Here is an 18,456-nt window from a genome sequence, read left to right as displayed (position 1 = left end):
GATATTTTGTTTTTAGGAAATACTTCCTTCTGCTGTAGTCAATTAGGTTATCTACGAAAGCTTCTTTAAAGCGGATTCTGCTAGTAGAGCGAAGTAGCGTGAAGTAGGTAATAATGCTTCTTCATCTACATCAAACTGAGGGTGATGTAATCCATAAGCGCTATTAGTACCAATATTGACGAAGGCCCCAGGGATTTGCTGAAGGTAGAATGAGAAATCCTCACCACCCATTTGGGGGGATAAATCAAGTACCTTATAGTCTGCAAGGGTTGCAATCTCTTTGGTGAAGTCGGCCCAAGCCCCATCGTTAACTGTGGCAGGAGGACCCGGATACCAATGTAACTCTGCTTCTGCTCCAGCGGCAGCGGCAGTTCCTTTAATAATCTGGTTTATTTTTTCTGGAATGAGACGTCGAATTTCTTCATTATAGGTTCGGACGGTTCCTTCTAACTCAACAACTTCGGGTAAGACGTTCCATGTGTTTCCACCATTAATTCTCGTCACGCTGACAATCACAGGTTCAGTGGCACTTGTAATTCGGCTGGCGATGGTTTGTAACGAAAGGATAATTTGTGCAGCTGTCACGATGCTGTCTACGCCATTCTCAGGGTAGGCAGCATGGGCTCCTATACCGCGAATCATTATTTCAAAGCGATCAACGCCAGCTGTTAAAGCGCCTGTACGAGTTCCAAATGTTCCAACAGGTAAGTCTGGGTTATTATGCAAACCGAAGATGGCCGATACGTTATCTAGACCGCCCGAGGCTAATACGGATGTTGCACCATGTCCTGTTTCTTCAGCAGGCTGAAACAAAACACGTACGGTCCCGGTCAATTCGGATTCGCGTGCTTTCAATAAATAAGCTGCACCGAGGATTGCAGCCGTGTGAAAGTCATGACCGCAAGCATGCATTTTGCCGTCAATCTGTGAAGCGAACGGCAAATTCGTCTGTTCTTTAATAGGTAAGGCATCAATATCGCACCGAATAGCCACAATCGGATCTTGACCTGAACCAATTTCAGCGATTAATCCTGTAGCTAGTGGAACATCCAGAATGCGAATGTTTGCTTCAGTCAGCCATTCACGGATCTTTGCAGTGGTTTTGTATTCTTCATTTGATAATTCAGGTTCAATATGAAGATTACGTCGAACCTCGATTAGGTGTTGAGATAAGGCTTGTTCTGAAGTTGCTTCTTTTATATTAGTCACATTTGTCATGGGATAGTCCTCATTTCATTAGGTTAGATAACCTTTATTTGTATGTATATCATTATAATTCAAAGTTATCCGATAAGATTTTTATTTAGTTGGTATGTTACTCCTTTTTTGGATCAAGTGTCAACATGTTGGAGTATTTAATTGGGCTACCTTAAAGCTTCTGGCATTATCTATTTGTATGTTTCTTCTATTATATATAACACTTCACTTGAATAGATCGATAGACAACAAATCTAGGACAAGTACGAATGAAAATGATTATGAATACATATTTTTGGTGCGCAACCGTTTGATAGAGGAAGTTAAGAGAAGAATTATCGCTATATTTTAAAAAATAAACTCAATTTTACATTACCATAACATTCCAGTTGTTCAGATTTAACACTTGTATACGACAATGAACTTATAGCTTTTATGACAAGAAAAGGGTGAATATAATTGAGAAATAGTAAATTAATGACGATTATGGTCGCAACTACACTAGTTACAACCGCTTTAGCAGCTGGAACCGCAGGTGCAGCAAGTGCTAAGCCAACGAGTCAAGCAGTGAATAAAGCAGTGAATAAAGCAGTAGTGAAGAAGGCGGTAGCATACAAAGTTGTCGATTCATCAATTAACGTGAATGGTAGTAACGTTATTTTGAAATCCATTCTAGTTAATCAAACACCGCTGTATGCGGTAAATGATCTTGCGAAGGCATTGAAGGTTTCAGCGACACTCTCCAAAGGAACGATTACATTAAAGGATGCCAATTCTGTTCATACAGTTAACATTCAACCACAGTCACTGAAATATTTAGTTAATAGTGCGAATCTTACATTTAAGACTGCACCAATCGCACAAGACGGAAGAACTTATGTTGAACTTGGTGCGATTGTAGAAGCAATCGGTGGAGAAGTGATTACAGGTCAGGCGGATAAGGTGAATCGAATCCTAACGGTGAAAAGACTTAGTGGATCATTTGACACGCTTCATTGGGACGCAACAGGAAATATCGTAGTAACGAAAGAAGATGGAGAGACGGCTCAACTTTACAAGCTTAACAAAACAACCTATGGATCTGAGTTGCTGTCTACTTCTGCAAGTGAAGGTTCAATAACAGTTTCACCTAATGGGCAGTTGGGAGCATTCATTGATGATAACAATCTACTATCCATTTTGACGATAAGTAGCGGGCAAGTTCAAATCGTCGGTTCTGATACATCAGTCAAAACAGATTTAAGATGGTCTGCTGATAACAAAAAGGTATATTTCATTCAAGGTGACAAACAAGAGAAAATTTCCTACATAAGTTTAGACACAGGCAAAATCACGCAAGTATTAGCAGATAAAGTAGAGAACAAGTCTGATGTTCGTGTATCTTCTGATGAAACAAAGATCGTCTATATCGTAAATATAACGGGTGTTGCTAAAACGGATAAAGAGGGCACAGAGGAATCGTTAACGATCGACTACACTGGTGCAGGTGCACAACTCTATTCTCTTGATCTCGCTACAAAAGATGCTAAGCCCGTTCAATTAACCAATAGCAATGATAATAAGTTATATCCAGCATTACTAAGCGGTGGTAATACCCTATATATGAGCGCCGATGCAGATAATACAACGGCTACTAACGTAATCAAACTAGTTACAGCTGATGGGAAGTCTCAGGATTTAGTTAGTAATATTGATGTTACTTTCGAAGACGTATCTTATGACGGAATTATTATTGTAGTTGGAATTGCTAAAGATGGAAGCATGAAAGTGATTAAGGTTGATGCAAACGGAACACAAGTGGAACTATTCAGCACAAAGAACGATATTTCCGAAGTAGCTCTTTCACCGGATGGTACACAGTTGGCAGTTATCTCTGACGGTAAAGTAATTGTAATTACAAATGGTCAACAAATTCAGCTTACACAATAAAATATGGTTCAAACGAGAGGGGTTTTTAAAGTGAAATTATTCAAAAAAATATCATTAGTTGCAGTTACATCCGTTATGTTGGTGTCATCGGCTCTTGTCGGTGCAGCTTCAGCTGCTCCAAGTCAATTGAGTGGAAAGATTACAGTGAATGGTTCAACTGCATTATTGCCTTTGACTCTTCAAGCTGCAAAAGAGTTCCAAAAATTGAATCCTAAAGTAAAAGTTGCTGCTTCGGGTAAGGGATCAGTTACAGGTCCACAAGCTGTGAAAAAAGGTATTGCTGACATTGGTGCTTGTGACTGGGATGCAAGTATGGATGTTCCTGGATTTAAAGCTTTTGCAGGTCAAGTAGCTAACAAAGTAGCGGTAATTCCTTTCGCTACAGTCGTTAACAACAATGTGAAAGTTACAGATCTTTCAACGGATCAATTGAAAGGTATCTTCTCTGGTAAAATTACGAATTGGAAAGATGTTGGCGGTGATAACGCTGATATCGTAGTGATCACCCGCGCTTTCGGATCGGGTACTCGTGTTAACTATCAGTCTAAGGCACTAAATGGCGGCGATATCACAAAGAAAGAAAAGAACTATAAAGAAGTTGGATCAAGTGGTGATATGAAAACAGCTGTTGCTACTACACCGAACTCTATTGGTTATATTGACTTGGTGTATGTGACTAGTGATTTGAAGGCTGTTAAATTCAATGGTGTAGTTGCATCAACAGATAACGTCATCAATGGTAGCTACAAAATATGGGCATATGGATACTATATGACGAAGGGTCAACCAACAGGCGCAACAAAAGCCTTCATTGAATATGTTCAGAGCTCCAAATTCCAACAAAGTTCATTGAAGAAATTGAAATTCATTCCGATTGCTGCAATGAAATAAGGATCATTAAGAAAAGGAAAGATCATTATGCAGCCAGCTCTAGAAACAATGGAGCTGGCTGCTTTCTGGGAGGTATATGATGGGTACGCCTGCACAATCGTTCGCGACTAAAGATGAAATGCTAACTAAACCTAGGAACTCAAATCGGTTTAACAGATATGCGAGGGTGCACTTTTCCAATAAATTGTTTAAATTTTATGCTCTATTTAGCATATTTGCGCTATGTTTTGTATTGGGACTCGTTATTTTCTTCATTGGAAAAACAGCACTGCTGACATTTCAACATGTCTCAATTGCTGAATTCTTCTTTTCATTTGATTGGACACCTGAGGAGGGACGCTTCGGGGCGGCTCTGTTTATCATTAATACATTATCGTTGACAGCTCTTACACTCGTGATCGCAGTGCCTATATCTGTAGGTATGGCTATCTTGATTGCTGAGATTGCTCCACCTTGGTTTAAGAATGTAGTTCGCCCGGTCCTCGATCTTCTAGTAGGTATTCCATCTATTGTATACGGTTATTTGGGATTGACGGTGCTCATACCGTTTCTTCGTGAAATAAGTGGTGAGAATCTCGGGGATGGTCTGCTTGCAGCAGCGCTAGTTCTAACGCTCATGATTCTACCTACGATTTGTCGTATTAGTGACGATGCGATTTCAGCGGTACCTAAGAAATACCGTGATGCAGCATATGCTATGGGTTCTACGCGTATACAAGTTATTATGAAAGTGATACTACCCGCAGCGGGTAGAGGTGTTGTTGCGGCAATAATTATGGGAATGACACGTGCAATAGGTGAGACAATGGCTGTTGTGATGGTAATAGGGAATACAGCACAGTTAGCTAAATCATTTTTCTCTCCTACTTCCGTGTTGACGAGTAATATTGTTATGCAAATATCAAATGTTGATTTTGATTCACCTTGGAATTATGCATTGCACATGATGGCCTTCTTGTTACTGCTTATATCCTTTGCTCTTATCTTATTTATACGCTTCCTAGGTAGAAAGGGAGGGGATCTTACATGAGTGGTTTTACAAGAACTCCAAAAATAACCCGTTCCATTAGGCTTAATAAAATTGCAACGGGTGGGTTTTATACGCTAGGAGTCTTAGTTCTAATGCTTATATTTTGGCTTCTCTATACGATTCTAAGCAAGGGATTGCCTAGCTTGTCTTGGGGCTTCTTAACGAAACTTCCTGAAGAAATGGATGTTGGTGGTGGGATTGGCCCCGTGTTATTTAATTCATTCTATATTCTAGGGATTTCATTAGCCCTCTCGATACCAATAGGAATCGGAGCCGGAATCTACATGGCTGAATATGCACCCAAGAATAAGTTTACTGAAGTGTTACGTATATGTGTTGAGAGCTTAGCCTCTGTCCCTTCTATTGTATTTGGGATGTTAGGGTTAGCTATCTTTGCCTCTTATTTTCAAGTAGGGCTTACGATATTAGGTGGGGCTGTCAGTCTAGCCTTTCTAAATCTACCTATGCTTGCTCGTGTCACAGAAGAATCTATTCGAGCTGTACCGGTTGATGTTCGTAACGCTTCATATGCCCTAGGGATGACAAAGTTCCAATGTATTCGTACGGTCGTACTACCTATCGCTATGCGGGGGATTGTTACGGGTATTTGTTTGGTAGCAGGTAGAGCATTTGGAGAATCGGCGGTCATCCTTTTAACGGCGGGATTAAGCACTTCTGGAGAGATGTGGGACTTTAATCTATTCTCGCCTGGAGAGACGCTTGCAGTGCATCTGTGGTATGTACAATCAGAGGCGATCGTAGAAGATGCGAAGCAGATCGCAGACCGATCAGCAGCTGTGTTAGTTCTAGTTGTGTTACTCATTAATCTTCTGTTTCGAATTCCATTATGGATAAGCAACCGTAAATTAAAAATGTAGTAAGCTTATCGATTTCGCAAATTGGCTGATTCCTTAAGGTCTGAATTGACCGGGGAATCGGTCTATTTGACTATTATTAATACATTAAGAAAAGCTGAAACATTCTTTTACATTTGATTAAATGTAAATATTTGATAAGATACGATAAAGGCCTCCTTACACGAGGTCTATATTTTTATGGAGGGATTAATATGGGCTTGTATTATCGTGGTTTAGAAAGGGAGAAGTTTCATACAGGGGGTGAAATATACTATGAACCATAGTGCGATCCTTCAAGGTTCCAGTACCCAGTTGGTGAACCAGCTTGTATTCTTTGATGAAGAGCGGCAATTTTTCTTGAAGAATTATATATCAGATGATTCTAATGAGCGAAATAAAGTGGATCAAGTTCTTTGTATGTATACGTCATCACTTGAGAATATTATTGCTGAGGGGAATCCAGAGTCTATAAATTCTAGGGTTCTTATTGGTAGTCAAGTGACTCTTCAATATCAGGATGACGGTTATGAGGAGCAATATACAATTGTTTTTCCTCATTTGACGGATTCAAGTAAGAACTGGATCTCATTTCTATCTCCGATCGGGTTGCAATTGTTAACGACTACATTGGATGAGCTGTATGAATTTGTCGTACCTTCAGGTCCTATTAAAGTAAGAATAACAGAGATTAAATACATGAATTACGGTGAGATTGACAGGTAATCAAGTTTGATATTAAAAGGAGAGTGGAAGATGATACAGGTCAAAGAGTTTGTGGATTCGGATAATTCTTATGCCGAGAATAAGGCTAATCAGTTTTTAGCAGGATTAAAAGATGATCAAGTAATTAACATCTGTTATGAATCTGTAGTTAAGACTAGCAACTCAAGAACAGAACGGCAGAGAAGCACCATACTGGTCGTTTATAGAATAGAAGATAAAGTAGAATAGCAAGGAAAGGAGTTTTTAGCGTGAGGGAATACCAACCTCCCTCCAAGGGAGGAATGGATGATAAGATACCATCGAGAAAAAACGATGTTGTGACCCATGAGGATCGGAAGTATAGTGTTTTCTTTTTATTCCTGTCTTCCATTTCTACAATGTGTATTGTAACAGTCATGATTTGTTGGGTTATTTATACGATCCTTAAATAAGGATAGCAAAGCTGTCATGCTATTCATTAACAAGAGGGACTACTTTTCTGTATATAGAAAAGTAGTCCCTTAAATGTTTCTTATGAGGTATACCCTTCGAAGTCCCTTTATAGGGGGCTCTAGTACTCTAAAACAAAAAAAGACTCCTCAATGGCAATGGGGAGTCTTCATACTATATGTCCCAGGAGGGATACTCTCCCGTTGGTTGAGACTGCGAAGCGTATGCTAACGTTGAGATGCACCGACGCCCCTAAGGGAATTATTATCCCCTTATACGCGAAGAAGCTCTCCTATAAAAGGAGAGCTTCTTCTATGATGTCCCAGGAGGGATTCGAACCCCCGACCGACGCCTTAGAAGGGCGTTGCTCTATCCAGCTGAGCTACTGAGACGCGAAAAACGAACAATTAATAATATATCATGGCAGGCGTGTAATAGCAAGCATTATTTAATAATATATGAAAGTGAAGTGATAAAGGTGACTTTTTAAAACTAAGAAGAGGTGTGATATAATTTAAATAATGGAGATAAGGTAAAGAGGAGGAGCATTTATAAACGACACAAATCCCCCTGCTAAAGATAATATTGTACTTTTTCCGAAGACGTTGGATTACTATCAGATTCAACTTACGGTCATGCTTGAAAGCGAACGATACGGAGAAGCGATGGAGTTACTACGTTTCTTGCTTCAATGCCAAGGACAGGAAGAGCGACATATTGATGAATGGCAGGCGTTACTTGAATGGCTAGAGACCGCTTTCCCTCACTATATTGAGGGCGAGGATAATGAACAAGCTCATTTGGATAAAGAAATTGATCTAGATGAAGAGGAATTAACAAGGCTTAAAGTGATGGGTAAGCTTGCTGAAGATACCGATTATGCTAATAAGTTGCTCTACAAAGTCATGCATGAGGCTTTGTCTGAACAGACCATGTTAGCATTAGAACATCTATCCTACTTGAATGGTGAAGATATAGATCGGTCTTTGACGGAATGGTTACAGACGAGAGCGATGCACCCACTACTTCAGTATCGGGTACTACAGACACTTCATAAGCGAGGTATGCAAGGATGCGTTACTTTTGTACGAGGACAGGAACAGGTTGAAGTTGAAATTGAGAATGTTCCGCTGAAAGATAGCGATTTCCCGCTCGTTGTACACGATATTGTAGATCGGGTTGCACAACATACCGAAGTACAGGAACCTACGCTTTATTATTTTGCTCAAGAGCTGTGGATCCAATTTATTAAAGGTGCGTATGGAACAAATGTCTATCAATCTTTGCTTATTGAAGAAGATTTGGTAATGGATATCTGGGCGGCTGCACTTCATCAAACAGTATCTGAAAGTCTTACAGGAAGCAGAAATGAAGAAGAAACACGTGCTATGTATGGAATAACAGAGAATATTAGGTTTCAATTCGAACAAGCTTATCGTGCGTTGAAGCAATTTATTTCTGAAGGGTTATAGGATTAAACATAACCCTGCTCTTGAAAAAGAATTCAATGTTGTTTATACTAAAATGGTTGTTCTATGCGTGAATTTATGTAGATAATAATAAACAATTGAAATATTTTTGGAGGGGAAAGCATAAAATGAAAGCAACCTGGGAAAAAATAGAGAAGAACCTTGGGGTTCTTGAAGTAGAAGTAGAAGTAGAGCGTGTAACCGAGGCACTCGATAAGGCTTTTACTAAAGTATCTAAGAAAGCAAATGTACCTGGATTCCGTAAAGGTAAAGTGCCACGTTCTATCTTTGAATCACGTTATGGCGTAGAAAGTCTGTATCAAGATGCAATTGATATCTTGCTTCCAGAAGTTTATACACAAGCGGTTGATGAAACAGACATTTTCCCTGTAGATCGTCCGGAAATTGATATTGATCAATTTGCTAAAGGTCAGGTTTTTAAATTTAAAGCCAAAGTAATTGTTAAGCCTGAAGTAACATTGGGTCAATATACAGGTGTAGAAGTGCCAGTTCAAGCAGTTGTAGTAACTGAAGAAGAACTGAACGAAGAATTGGGTCGTTTGCAAGAGCGTCATGCTGAGTTAGTTGTTATTGAAGAAGGCGTTGCAGAAAATGGCGATATCACAATTATCGACTTTGATGGTTCTGTAGACGGTGTTCCTTTCGACGGCGGACAAGCTGAGCGTTATTCTTTGGAGCTTGGAAGTAACACATTTATTCCAGGATTTGAAGAGCAAGTCGTAGGATTAGCTACAGGCGATCTTAAAGACGTTGAAGTTACTTTCCCAGATACTTACCATGCTGAAGATCTTGCTGGTAAAAAAGCAATCTTTAAAGTGAAAATTCATGAAATCAAACGCAAACAACTTCCTGTATTGGATGATGAGTTTGCAAAAGACGTTAGTGAATTCGAAACATTATCTGAGTACAAAGAAGATTTGAACAAACAAGTTGTTGCTCGTAAAGAGCAAGAAGCAAAAGGTGTTCGTGAAGGTCTTGTTGTAGATAAAGTTGCTGAATTAGCTGAAGTTGAGATTCCAGAAGCAATGATCGCTAGTGAAGTTCAAAGCATGATGCGTGATTTTGATAATCGTCTTCGCGCTCAAGGCATGAACCTTGAAATGTTCCTAAGCTTCTCCGGTCAAACAACGGAAGATCTTCAAGAACAAATGAAAGGTGATGCAGACAAGCGCGTTCGTAACAATCTTGTTCTTGAGCAAGTATCTAAAGCTGAGAACATTGAAGTTACGGATGAAGATATCACTAAAGAATTGGAAGCAATGTCTGAATCCTACAAACGTTCTGCTGAAGAACTTCGTAGCGTTCTAGAAGGTAATGGTTCATTGAATAGTTTACGTGAAGAAATTTCATTGCGTAAAACAATTGATTTCCTACTGTCTAACAGTAAAGAAGTCGCTGCTGTAGAAGTTAAAGAAGAGGCAACTTCAGAAGAAAGTAAATAAGAAGTCTGCTTATGATAAGGCGCGTATTTATTTACGTGCCTTATTTTTACCTAAATTTATCCAAATTATGGATAAATCATAAGGTAATTGGATGTAATCGCAAATACATATTTATTTAAAAAGAATTGAATATGATAGTTGAAAAAATGACATCGTGCTTCTAACATGGTAAAATACTGTTGAAAGCAATGAAGTCTATCTTTGAATGGAAAAGAGGTTGGACAAATGAGTCTGGTACCTATGGTTGTAGAACAAACCAATCGAGGGGAACGATCTTCTGATATTTACTCCAGATTGCTTAAGGATCGCATTATTTTTCTAAGTAATGCAATTGACGATGATGTTGCCAATCTCGTTATAGCACAGCTATTATTCCTGGCTGCTGAAGACCCTGAGAAAGACATAAGTCTATATATCAACTCACCGGGTGGTTCTGTTACAGCAGGGATGGGTATATACGATACGATGCAATTTATTAAACCGGATGTTTCCACGATATGTATGGGAATGGCGGCGAGTATGGGATCTTTGCTACTGACTGCTGGGGCAAAAGGTAAGAGATTTGCCTTAACTAATAGTGAAGTGATGATTCATCAGCCTTTGGGTGGAATTCAAGGGCAAGCCTCAGATATTTTGATTCATACGGATTGGATCATTAAAACAAGAGAAAAGCTCAATCAAATATATGTTGAACGTACGGGTCAACCCCTCGAAAAAATCGAACGGGACACAGATCGTGATTTCTTCATGAGCGCCGAAGAAGCGGTGTCTTATGGACTTATTGACCAAGTTCTCTCTTCACCGATCAAATCTTAAAGGGGTGGTAATATGTTTAAATTTAATGATGAGAAGGGACAGCTTAAATGTTCTTTCTGTGGTAAAACTCAGGAGCAGGTACGTAAATTAGTTGCTGGTCCTGGCGTTTATATATGTGACGAGTGTATAGAGTTATGTACTGAAATTGTAGAAGAGGAACTAGGCCACGAGGAAGAAGTGGACTTGAAGGATATTCCGAAACCTAAGGATATCTGTAATATTCTTGATCAATATGTTATTGGACAGGATCAAGCTAAGAAATCACTATCCGTTGCTGTGTATAACCATTACAAACGTATTAACACACAAAGCAAGATTGATGATGTAGAGCTTACGAAGAGTAATATCCTTTTACTAGGTCCTACGGGTTCTGGTAAAACGTTGCTTGCACAGACGATGGCTAAGATACTGAATGTTCCTTTTGCTATTGCAGATGCTACTTCATTAACGGAAGCTGGATATGTGGGTGAGGACGTTGAGAATATTCTATTGAAGCTTATACAGGCGGCTGATTATGATGTGGAGAAGGCTGAACGTGGCATCATCTATATCGATGAAATTGATAAAGTAGCACGTAAATCGGAGAATCCATCGATTACTCGTGATGTATCTGGTGAAGGTGTACAGCAAGCACTTCTGAAAATTCTTGAGGGTACGGTTGCTTCTGTACCTCCACAAGGTGGACGTAAACATCCACATCAAGAATTCATCCAAATCGACACGACGAATGTATTATTCATTTGTGGCGGTGCATTTGACGGATTAGAACAATTAATTAAACGTCGAATTGGTAAGAAAGTTATTGGATTTAATTCAGGTGTAGAAACTCAGAAGGAACTACAACCAGGAGAGTATTTATCTATGGTTCTTCCAGAGGATCTATTGAAATTTGGTCTAATTCCTGAATTTGTAGGCCGTTTGCCTGTTATTTCAAGTTTGGAGCCTTTGGATGAGAATACGCTTGTTCGGATTCTATCTGAACCGAAGAATGCATTGACTCGACAATATGAAAAGCTACTTGAAATGGACAACGTAAACTTGAAGTTTGAACCTCAGGCTTTGGTCGCTATAGCTAAAGAAGCTATTAAGCGTAAAACAGGTGCTCGTGGTTTAAGAGCTATTATTGAAGGAATAATGTTGGACTTGATGTTTGAGGTTCCGTCTCGTGATGATATTAAAGAATGTGTCATCACTGAGAAAGTAGTCAACGATAAGATTGTTCCGGAATTACATGCAAATAATGAAGATAATGATAGTAAGAAACAGGAAGAAAGCGCCTAAAGGAACAATTACCTTAAGGCACTTTGTAAACTGATGCCGAAGTTCCACTTCTACCCTGTGCCGTGCAAATCTTGACGTCAGGGTTAGGAGTGGAGTTTTAGCGTTATAAGGGAGGTTAACCATGTTTTCGAGAAAAGACACACGTCCTGTCAAAGTTGGAGATCTAACTATAGGTGGAAATAACGATGTTATTATTCAAAGCATGTGTACGACGAAGACTGCTGATGTTGAAGCTACAGTAGCTGAGATATTACGTTTAGAAGAAGCGGGCTGCCAAATGGTACGTGTTACCGTTAACAATGAGGAAGCTGCTGCTGCGATTAAGGAAATTAAGAAACGGATTCATATTCCGCTTGTTGCGGATATTCATTTTGATTATAGATTAGCTTTGCTGGCTATTGAGAACGGGATTGATAAGGTTCGAATAAATCCAGGTAATATTGGACGACGTTCGAAAGTGGAAGAGGTTGTTAAAGCTTGTAAAGCGCGTGGAATTCCAATTCGTATCGGCGTTAATGCGGGTTCTTTAGAGAATCATTTACTTGAGAAATACGGTTATCCAACGCCGGATGCTATGGTTGAGAGTGCGCTCTTTCATATCGGAATATTAGAAGAGTTAGACTTCCACGATATTATCGTATCTCTAAAGGCCTCAGACGTGCCTATGGCGATTGAAGCTTATCGTAAGGCAGCAGAGGTCATCCCATATCCATTACATTTGGGTATTACCGAAGCGGGAACATTGTTCTCGGGTACAATTAAGAGTTCTGCAGGGATTGGTGCTCTACTTTCTCTTGGTATTGGGAACACGCTACGGATATCCCTTAGTGCGGATCCGGTAGAGGAAGTTAAGGTGGCTCGAGAGATCTTGAAATGCTTCGGTCTAATCTCTAATGCACCAACTCTGATTTCTTGCCCTACTTGTGGAAGACTAGACATTGATTTATTCTCTATTGCTAATGAAGTTGAAGAGTACATTTCCAACTTGAAGGTACCTATTAAGGTATCTGTACTTGGTTGTGCCGTAAATGGTCCGGGTGAAGCACGTGAGGCCGATATCGGTATCGCTGGTGCTCGTGGAGAAGGAATGCTCTTCCGTTATGGAGAGATGATCCGTAAGGTTCCTGAGGCTGATCTAGTTAGTGAATTGAAGAAAGAAATTGATCATATTGTTGAAGTGTTTGAAGCAACAGGAGAAATCCCGGGACGCAATCATCAACATCAATAATAATATTGAATTTATGAAAAACTGCAAGCCAGAAGTCATTGGCTTGCAGTTTTTTTTGATGTGACAATAGAACGATAGCCATAGCTGTTATGAACGCATGCTACCCATATCGGATGGCTCCTTTTGAAATTCATAATATTTTGCGTTTATTGAATGAGGAAAAGGCAATACTATCAAGTATTAACCTAACGATAGAAAAAGAAATGGGAGGATGGCCATGAATTTTACTATGATATTTATGCTAGTTCAATTGTTCTTTGGTATTGTAATCGGAATTTACTTCTGGAATCTATTGCGTGGTCAGAAGACCAATCGTACTGCGGTCGACAGAGAGTCGAGGAAAGAGCTGGAGAAATTACGGAAACTACGGTCTATTTCTCTAACCAAACCTCTTGCAGAGAAAACCCGGCCTCAATCGATAGAGGATATCGTAGGGCAAAAGGATGGATTGCGTGCCTTAAAGGCTGCGTTATGCAGTGCTAACCCGCAACATGTCATTATATATGGGCCACCGGGGGTAGGGAAGACGGCTGCCGCACGCGTAGTGATGCAGGAGGCTAAGAAGAATCCGGCATCTCCTTTTAAAAGTGAATCTAAATTTACTGAAATAGATGCAACAACGGCTCGTTTTGATGAACGTGGGATTGCGGATCCTCTTATTGGGTCCGTTCATGATCCAATATACCAAGGGGCAGGGTCTATGGGTGTTGCAGGTATTCCTCAGCCTAAACCAGGAGCAGTGACTAAGGCACATGGTGGTATTCTTTTTATTGATGAAATTGGTGAATTGCATTCCATTCAATTAAATAAATTGTTAAAGGTACTGGAAGACCGCAAGGTTCTCTTAGAGAGCGCATACTATAACTCTGAGGACAATAATACGCCAGCATACATTCATGATATTTTTCAAAATGGATTGCCGGCAGATTTTCGGCTTGTCGGGGCAACGACTCGTTCCCCACATGAAATCCCTCCAGCGCTACGGTCCCGTTGTATGGAGATTTATTTCCGACCTTTGTTAGCTGAAGAGATTGGAAGGATTGCAGAAGATGCTATCCAGAAAATTGGTCTTACGCCGTGTCCATCGGCTGTAGAAGTAGTGAAACAATATGCTACGAACGGAAGAGAGGCAGTTAATATTATTCAACTCGCTGCTGGATTAGCTCTGACGGAGAAGAGAGATTCTTTGGACGCCTCAGATGTGGAGTGGGTTGCCAACAGTAGCCAACTTCAACCTCGTCCAGAACAAAAAGTTGCCATGTATCCTCAGATCGGCGTAGTTAATGGGCTTGCCGTCTATGGACCGAATATGGGAACTTTACTGGAAATTGAAGTATCTGCAACGCAAGTCCCTAAAGGACAAGGGACATTTAATGTCACCGGGGTCGTAGAAGAGGAAGAAATTGGAGGGGGTTCACGAACGATCCGTCGTAAAAGTATGGCTAAAGGATCTGTTGAGAACGTCCTTACCGTTCTTCGTTTGATGGGGCTTGATTCAAGTGATTATCAACTGCATATTAACTTTCCAGGGGGCACGCCAATCGATGGGCCTTCTGCTGGTATAGCGATGGCTACTGCTATCGTGTCAGCCGTGAAACGTATTCCTATTGATCATCGTATCGCCATGACCGGTGAGATTAGTATTCATGGAAAGGTAAAGCCGATTGGAGGCGTTATTGCCAAAGTTGAAGCTGCATTTCAAGCGGGTGCAACAACCGTCATAATACCTAAGGAAAATTGGCAGTCCCTATTTGCGGATCTAAATGGATTGCAAGTTATTCCAGTAGAATCGATTCAGGAAGTATTTCAGCATGTATTCGGTAAAGAGTTGGTAAACAATTTGCAAGAAACATTACTGCCTGAGATGGCGGATGGATTTGCAGAAGTCCCTTCATCGTATCTACATGCTAAATTAGTTCGACCTGGTCAAGTAACCGATTCGGGAAGCTTTTAATACAGCGGTTTATTGGTGTTTCAAGTTGTTTTTTGCTAAAATATATAAGATGCATAACCTAAAGAGAGCAACTGGAGGTGCGAAAGCGATGGGTACTAGTAAACCCAAAGGTCGTCGTTTTCCGTTATTGCCTTTGAGAGGACTTCTTGTATACCCAAGCATGGTGCTTCATCTCGATGTGGGTCGCGAGAAATCGGTCAAGGCTTTGGAGAAAGCTATGATAGAAGATAACTTGATTCTCCTTTGTTCTCAGTCTGAAGTGAACATTGAAGAACCAACACAAGACGATATATTTCGAATTGGTACAGTGGCAAAAGTGAGACAAATGTTGAAACTTCCGAATGGAACCATTCGTGTGTTAATAGAAGGGATGGAGCGAGCGGAAGTTCTTCAGTATACAGATAACGAAGAGTATTACGAGGTTATTGCTCGTGAACTTCCCGAGCAGCAGAATGATGATCCTGAGATAAATGCTTTGATGCGTACCGTGCTCAGTCAATTCGAGCATTATATTAATTTGTCAAAGAAAGTTACTCCAGAGACATTAGATGCGGTTTCAGATATTGAAGAACCTGGTCGTCTATCAGACGTTATTACGAGTCATTTGACACTGAAGATTAAAGATAAACAAGAAATATTAGAGACGATTGATGTTCGAAAGCGGCTCGAGAAATTACTTGATATTCTAAACAATGAACGTGAAGTACTTGAATTGGAGCGTAAAATAAGCCAGCGGGTTAAGAAACAGATGGAAAAAACCCAAAAGGAATATTACCTACGTGAACAAATGAAGGCGATACAAAAAGAATTAGGCGAGAAGGAAGGTCGGGCTGGCGAAGTGGATGACCTTCGTGGGCAGTTAGAGGAAAAGGACCTTCCGGAAAAGGTACACGAGAAAGTTGAGAAAGAAATTGACCGACTCGAGAAAATGCCAACAAGTTCTGCAGAAGGTGGAGTGATCCGTAATTATGTGGATTGGTTATTAAGTCTACCTTGGTCTAATCAGACGGATGATGACCTTGATATTCAGAAGGCGGAAGATGTTCTGAATGAGGATCATTACGGCCTTGATAAACCGAAGGAACGTGTGTTGGAGTATCTAGCTGTCCAAAAGTTGGTTAAAAAAATGAAGGGGCCTATTCTATGCCTAGTTGGTCCTCCTGGTGTCGGGAAAACGTCACTAGCACGTTCGATTGCACGATCCTTAGATCGTCAATTTGTGCGTATGTCATTGGGTGGTGTAAGGGATGAAGCAGAGATTAGAGGGCACCGTCGTACGTATGTAGGTGCTATGCCCGGTCGTATCGTTCAGGGAATGAAAACGGCCGGTTCATTAAATCCGGTATTCCTTCTAGATGAAATTGATAAAATGGCGGCAGATTTTAGAGGGGATCCTTCCTCAGCCTTACTTGAAGTACTTGATCCAGAGCAGAATAATACGTTTAGTGATCATTTTATTGAAATGCCTTTTGACTTATCTCAAGTCATGTTTATTACGACAGCGAATGCTATACACAATATCCCAAGACCTCTTTTAGATCGTATGGAAGTACTTCATATTCCGGGATATACTGAACTTGAGAAGTTGCAAATTGCTAAACGTTACTTGCTTCCGAAGCAAAAGCGTGACCACGGATTAGAGCCGGATCAATTACTGATCGAAGAAGAGGCATTACTTAAAGTCATTCGTGAATATACGAGAGAATCTGGTGTTCGTAATCTAGAACAGCAAATTGCTGCTTTGTGTCGCAAAGCTGCCAAAATTATCGTGTCACAACAGGAATCTAAGATCTCAATAACATCAGATGATGTTAAAAACCATCTAGGGATTGCTAAATTCCGTCATGGTGTTGCTGATCTTGAGGACCAAATTGGAACGGTAGCAGGGCTCGCTTGGACGGAAGTGGGTGGGGAGACTCTTATGATTGAGGTGACAGTTGTCCCAGGTTCGGGTAAACTGACGTTAACAGGCCAATTGGGTGATGTGATGAAAGAATCAGCACAAGCGGCTTTTAGCTATACTCGTTCCAAATCAGAAGAGTTAGGTATTCAGGCTGATTTTCATGAGAAAAATGATATTCACATTCATATTCCTGAAGGAGCTATCCCCAAGGATGGGCCTTCAGCAGGGATTACTATTGCGACTGCTTTAATATCTGCTTTAACGAAGAGGCATGTATCCAAGGATGTGGCTATGACAGGTGAAATCACCTTGCGTGGACGTGTATTACCCATCGGTGGACTGAAAGAGAAATCACTTGCCGCCCATCGTGCAGGCTACAAAAAAATTCTACTCCCTAAAGATAATGAACGGGATTTAAGTGAGATTCCAGACAGCATAAAGAATGAAGTGGAATTTATACCTGTATCGCATATGGATCAGGTTCTGCAACATGCGCTTGTGGACCATACGGGAGTGAACTAGAGAGGAATTATTAAATTATGAAAGTAACTAAATCCGAGTTTGTGATTAGTGCTGTTGGCGCTAGTCAATACCCGGAGGACGCCTTGCCGGAGATTGCTCTGGCAGGGCGTTCCAATGTGGGTAAGTCGTCACTGATTAACAAAATGATCAATCGTAAGAACTTAGCACGTACAAGCTCTACACCAGGTAAAACCCAGCAATTAAATTATTATCGCATTAACGATGAGTTGTATTTAGTCGATTTTCCCGGCTATGGATTTGCCAAAGTATCCAAAACACAACGGCAGGCTTGGGGTGCGATGATTGAAGGATATCTATTGGATAGAGATCCGTTAAAGCTATTGTTACTCATTGTAGATCTGCGGCATCCGCCATCCAAAGACGATATGATTATGTATGATTGGATATCGCATTATGATTTACCAGTCTGTGTTGTTGCAACGAAAGCGGATAAAATACCACGTAGTCGCTGGGCAAAACAGATTAAGCAAATGAAAGAATGCTTGAGTCTTAGAATTGATCATCCTATGGTCTTATTCTCATCTGAGACTGGACTTGGTAAAGATGAGTTGTGGGGCATCATTAAAGCTCACACAAAGACTACCATAGAAGATGATGAAAGTTCATATGAAGACTCTCTTGAGAGCTCACCTGAAAGCGCTCCTGAACTATAAAATTAATATTTTTCATTGGATAGCATAGAGATTCAGCGTTTTTTAGCTATGAAAGTGAGCATCCTATATGATATTCACAATATAATCGGG

General features: G+C 40.4%; 15 protein-coding genes and 1 tRNA gene. 14 read left to right on the top strand and 2 right to left on the bottom strand.

All coding sequences use genetic code 11. The features are described 5' to 3' along the window. Positions 1-51 precede the first annotated feature (51 nt). On the bottom strand, positions 52-1,218 hold the full coding sequence (locus tag PBAT_RS00265; protein WP_068645762.1) for an amidohydrolase: 1,167 nt from the start codon (positions 1,216-1,218) through the stop codon (positions 52-54). Positions 1,219-1,656: 438 nt separating this feature from the next. On the opposite strand from PBAT_RS00265, the gene PBAT_RS00260 reads away from it, so the two are divergent. The 6 genes from PBAT_RS00260 (at position 1,657) to PBAT_RS00235 (ending at position 6,855) form a co-directional block, all read left to right on the top strand. Beyond that, positions 1,657-3,126 carry a stalk domain-containing protein gene (locus tag PBAT_RS00260; protein WP_068645761.1) on the top strand — a complete coding sequence of 490 codons (1,470 nt, stop codon included), beginning with the start codon at positions 1,657-1,659 and terminating at the stop codon, positions 3,124-3,126. Positions 3,127-3,156: 30 nt separating this feature from the next. Beyond that, positions 3,157-4,017, top strand: a complete 861-nt coding sequence (locus PBAT_RS00255; protein ID WP_068645760.1) for a phosphate ABC transporter substrate-binding protein — start codon at positions 3,157-3,159, stop codon at positions 4,015-4,017. Positions 4,018-4,096: 79 nt separating this feature from the next. Next, a complete protein-coding gene (pstC, locus tag PBAT_RS00250; protein WP_068645759.1) occupies positions 4,097-5,047 on the top strand; it encodes a phosphate ABC transporter permease subunit PstC in 951 nt (316 codons plus the stop codon). Then, the gene (pstA, locus tag PBAT_RS00245) at positions 5,044-5,925 is read left to right on the top strand and encodes a phosphate ABC transporter permease PstA (RefSeq protein ID WP_068645758.1); all 882 of its coding nucleotides are present in this window, start codon (positions 5,044-5,046) and stop codon (positions 5,923-5,925) included. The genes pstC and pstA overlap by 4 nt, the downstream gene beginning before the upstream one ends. Positions 5,926-6,177: 252 nt before the next feature. Continuing rightward, complete coding sequence (locus tag PBAT_RS00240) at positions 6,178-6,627, top strand: GreA/GreB family elongation factor (protein WP_068645757.1); 450 nt, start codon at positions 6,178-6,180, stop codon at positions 6,625-6,627. A 30-nt stretch (positions 6,628-6,657) separates the two neighbouring features. Beyond that, positions 6,658-6,855 (top strand): sporulation protein Cse60, encoded by a 198-nt coding sequence (locus tag PBAT_RS00235; protein ID WP_068645756.1) that lies wholly within the window; start codon positions 6,658-6,660, stop codon positions 6,853-6,855. Positions 6,856-7,374: 519 nt separating this feature from the next. On the opposite strand, the gene PBAT_RS00230 is transcribed toward PBAT_RS00235, so the two are convergent. After that, a tRNA-Arg gene (locus PBAT_RS00230) sits at positions 7,375-7,448 on the bottom strand. Positions 7,449-7,691: 243 nt separating this feature from the next. On the opposite strand from PBAT_RS00230, the gene PBAT_RS00225 reads away from it, so the two are divergent. From PBAT_RS00225 to yihA, 8 genes are all read left to right on the top strand, one after another. Beyond that, positions 7,692-8,528 (top strand): hypothetical protein, encoded by an 837-nt coding sequence (locus PBAT_RS00225; protein WP_246169297.1) that lies wholly within the window; start codon positions 7,692-7,694, stop codon positions 8,526-8,528. Positions 8,529-8,653: 125 nt separating this feature from the next. Then, positions 8,654-9,988 carry a trigger factor gene (gene tig, locus PBAT_RS00220; RefSeq protein WP_068645754.1) on the top strand — a complete coding sequence of 445 codons (1,335 nt, stop codon included), beginning with the start codon at positions 8,654-8,656 and terminating at the stop codon, positions 9,986-9,988. 225 nt (positions 9,989-10,213) lie between these two features. Then, the gene (gene clpP, locus PBAT_RS00215) at positions 10,214-10,804 is read left to right on the top strand and encodes an ATP-dependent Clp endopeptidase proteolytic subunit ClpP (protein ID WP_068645753.1); all 591 of its coding nucleotides are present in this window, start codon (positions 10,214-10,216) and stop codon (positions 10,802-10,804) included. A 12-nt stretch (positions 10,805-10,816) separates the two neighbouring features. Then, positions 10,817-12,085, top strand: a complete 1,269-nt coding sequence (gene clpX, locus PBAT_RS00210) for an ATP-dependent protease ATP-binding subunit ClpX (protein ID WP_068645752.1) — start codon at positions 10,817-10,819, stop codon at positions 12,083-12,085. Between the two features lie 121 nt (positions 12,086-12,206). Beyond that, a complete protein-coding gene (gene ispG / locus PBAT_RS00205) occupies positions 12,207-13,313 on the top strand; it encodes a flavodoxin-dependent (E)-4-hydroxy-3-methylbut-2-enyl-diphosphate synthase (protein WP_068645751.1) in 1,107 nt (368 codons plus the stop codon). A 217-nt stretch (positions 13,314-13,530) separates the two neighbouring features. Next, positions 13,531-15,267 carry an ATP-dependent protease LonB gene (lonB, locus tag PBAT_RS00200; protein WP_068645750.1) on the top strand — a complete coding sequence of 579 codons (1,737 nt, stop codon included), beginning with the start codon at positions 13,531-13,533 and terminating at the stop codon, positions 15,265-15,267. An 88-nt stretch (positions 15,268-15,355) separates the two neighbouring features. Next, a complete protein-coding gene (gene lon, locus PBAT_RS00195) occupies positions 15,356-17,692 on the top strand; it encodes an endopeptidase La (protein ID WP_068645749.1) in 2,337 nt (778 codons plus the stop codon). Between the two features lie 17 nt (positions 17,693-17,709). Next, entirely contained in the window at positions 17,710-18,366 is a 657-nt protein-coding gene (gene yihA / locus PBAT_RS00190) for a ribosome biogenesis GTP-binding protein YihA/YsxC (RefSeq protein WP_068645748.1), read from the top strand. The last annotated feature ends 90 nt before the right edge of the window (positions 18,367-18,456 follow it).

The organism is Paenibacillus antarcticus, assembly GCF_001637225.1.
GTDB lineage: Bacteria > Bacillota > Bacilli > Paenibacillales > Paenibacillaceae > Paenibacillus_AQ > Paenibacillus_AQ antarcticus.
This window is presented reverse-complemented; position numbering and strand designations above follow the sequence as displayed.

Excerpts from the sequence above, each read along its gene's own strand:
- PBAT_RS00265 (WP_068645762.1), bottom strand. The coding sequence starts at position 1,218 with ATGACAAATGTGACTAATATAAAAGAAGCAACTTCAGAACAAGCCTTA.
- pstC (WP_068645759.1), top strand. The coding sequence starts at position 4,097 with ATGGGTACGCCTGCACAATCGTTCGCGACTAAAGATGAAATGCTAACT.
- pstA (WP_068645758.1), top strand. The coding sequence starts at position 5,044 with ATGAGTGGTTTTACAAGAACTCCAAAAATAACCCGTTCCATTAGGCTT.
- PBAT_RS00240 (WP_068645757.1), top strand. The coding sequence starts at position 6,178 with ATGAACCATAGTGCGATCCTTCAAGGTTCCAGTACCCAGTTGGTGAAC.
- PBAT_RS00235 (WP_068645756.1), top strand. The coding sequence starts at position 6,658 with ATGATACAGGTCAAAGAGTTTGTGGATTCGGATAATTCTTATGCCGAG.
- PBAT_RS00225 (WP_246169297.1), top strand. The coding sequence starts at position 7,692 with ATGCTTGAAAGCGAACGATACGGAGAAGCGATGGAGTTACTACGTTTC.
- tig (WP_068645754.1), top strand. The coding sequence starts at position 8,654 with ATGAAAGCAACCTGGGAAAAAATAGAGAAGAACCTTGGGGTTCTTGAA.
- clpP (WP_068645753.1), top strand. The coding sequence starts at position 10,214 with ATGAGTCTGGTACCTATGGTTGTAGAACAAACCAATCGAGGGGAACGA.
- clpX (WP_068645752.1), top strand. The coding sequence starts at position 10,817 with ATGTTTAAATTTAATGATGAGAAGGGACAGCTTAAATGTTCTTTCTGT.
- ispG (WP_068645751.1), top strand. The coding sequence starts at position 12,207 with ATGTTTTCGAGAAAAGACACACGTCCTGTCAAAGTTGGAGATCTAACT.
- lonB (WP_068645750.1), top strand. The coding sequence starts at position 13,531 with ATGAATTTTACTATGATATTTATGCTAGTTCAATTGTTCTTTGGTATT.
- lon (WP_068645749.1), top strand. The coding sequence starts at position 15,356 with ATGGGTACTAGTAAACCCAAAGGTCGTCGTTTTCCGTTATTGCCTTTG.
- yihA (WP_068645748.1), top strand. The coding sequence starts at position 17,710 with ATGAAAGTAACTAAATCCGAGTTTGTGATTAGTGCTGTTGGCGCTAGT.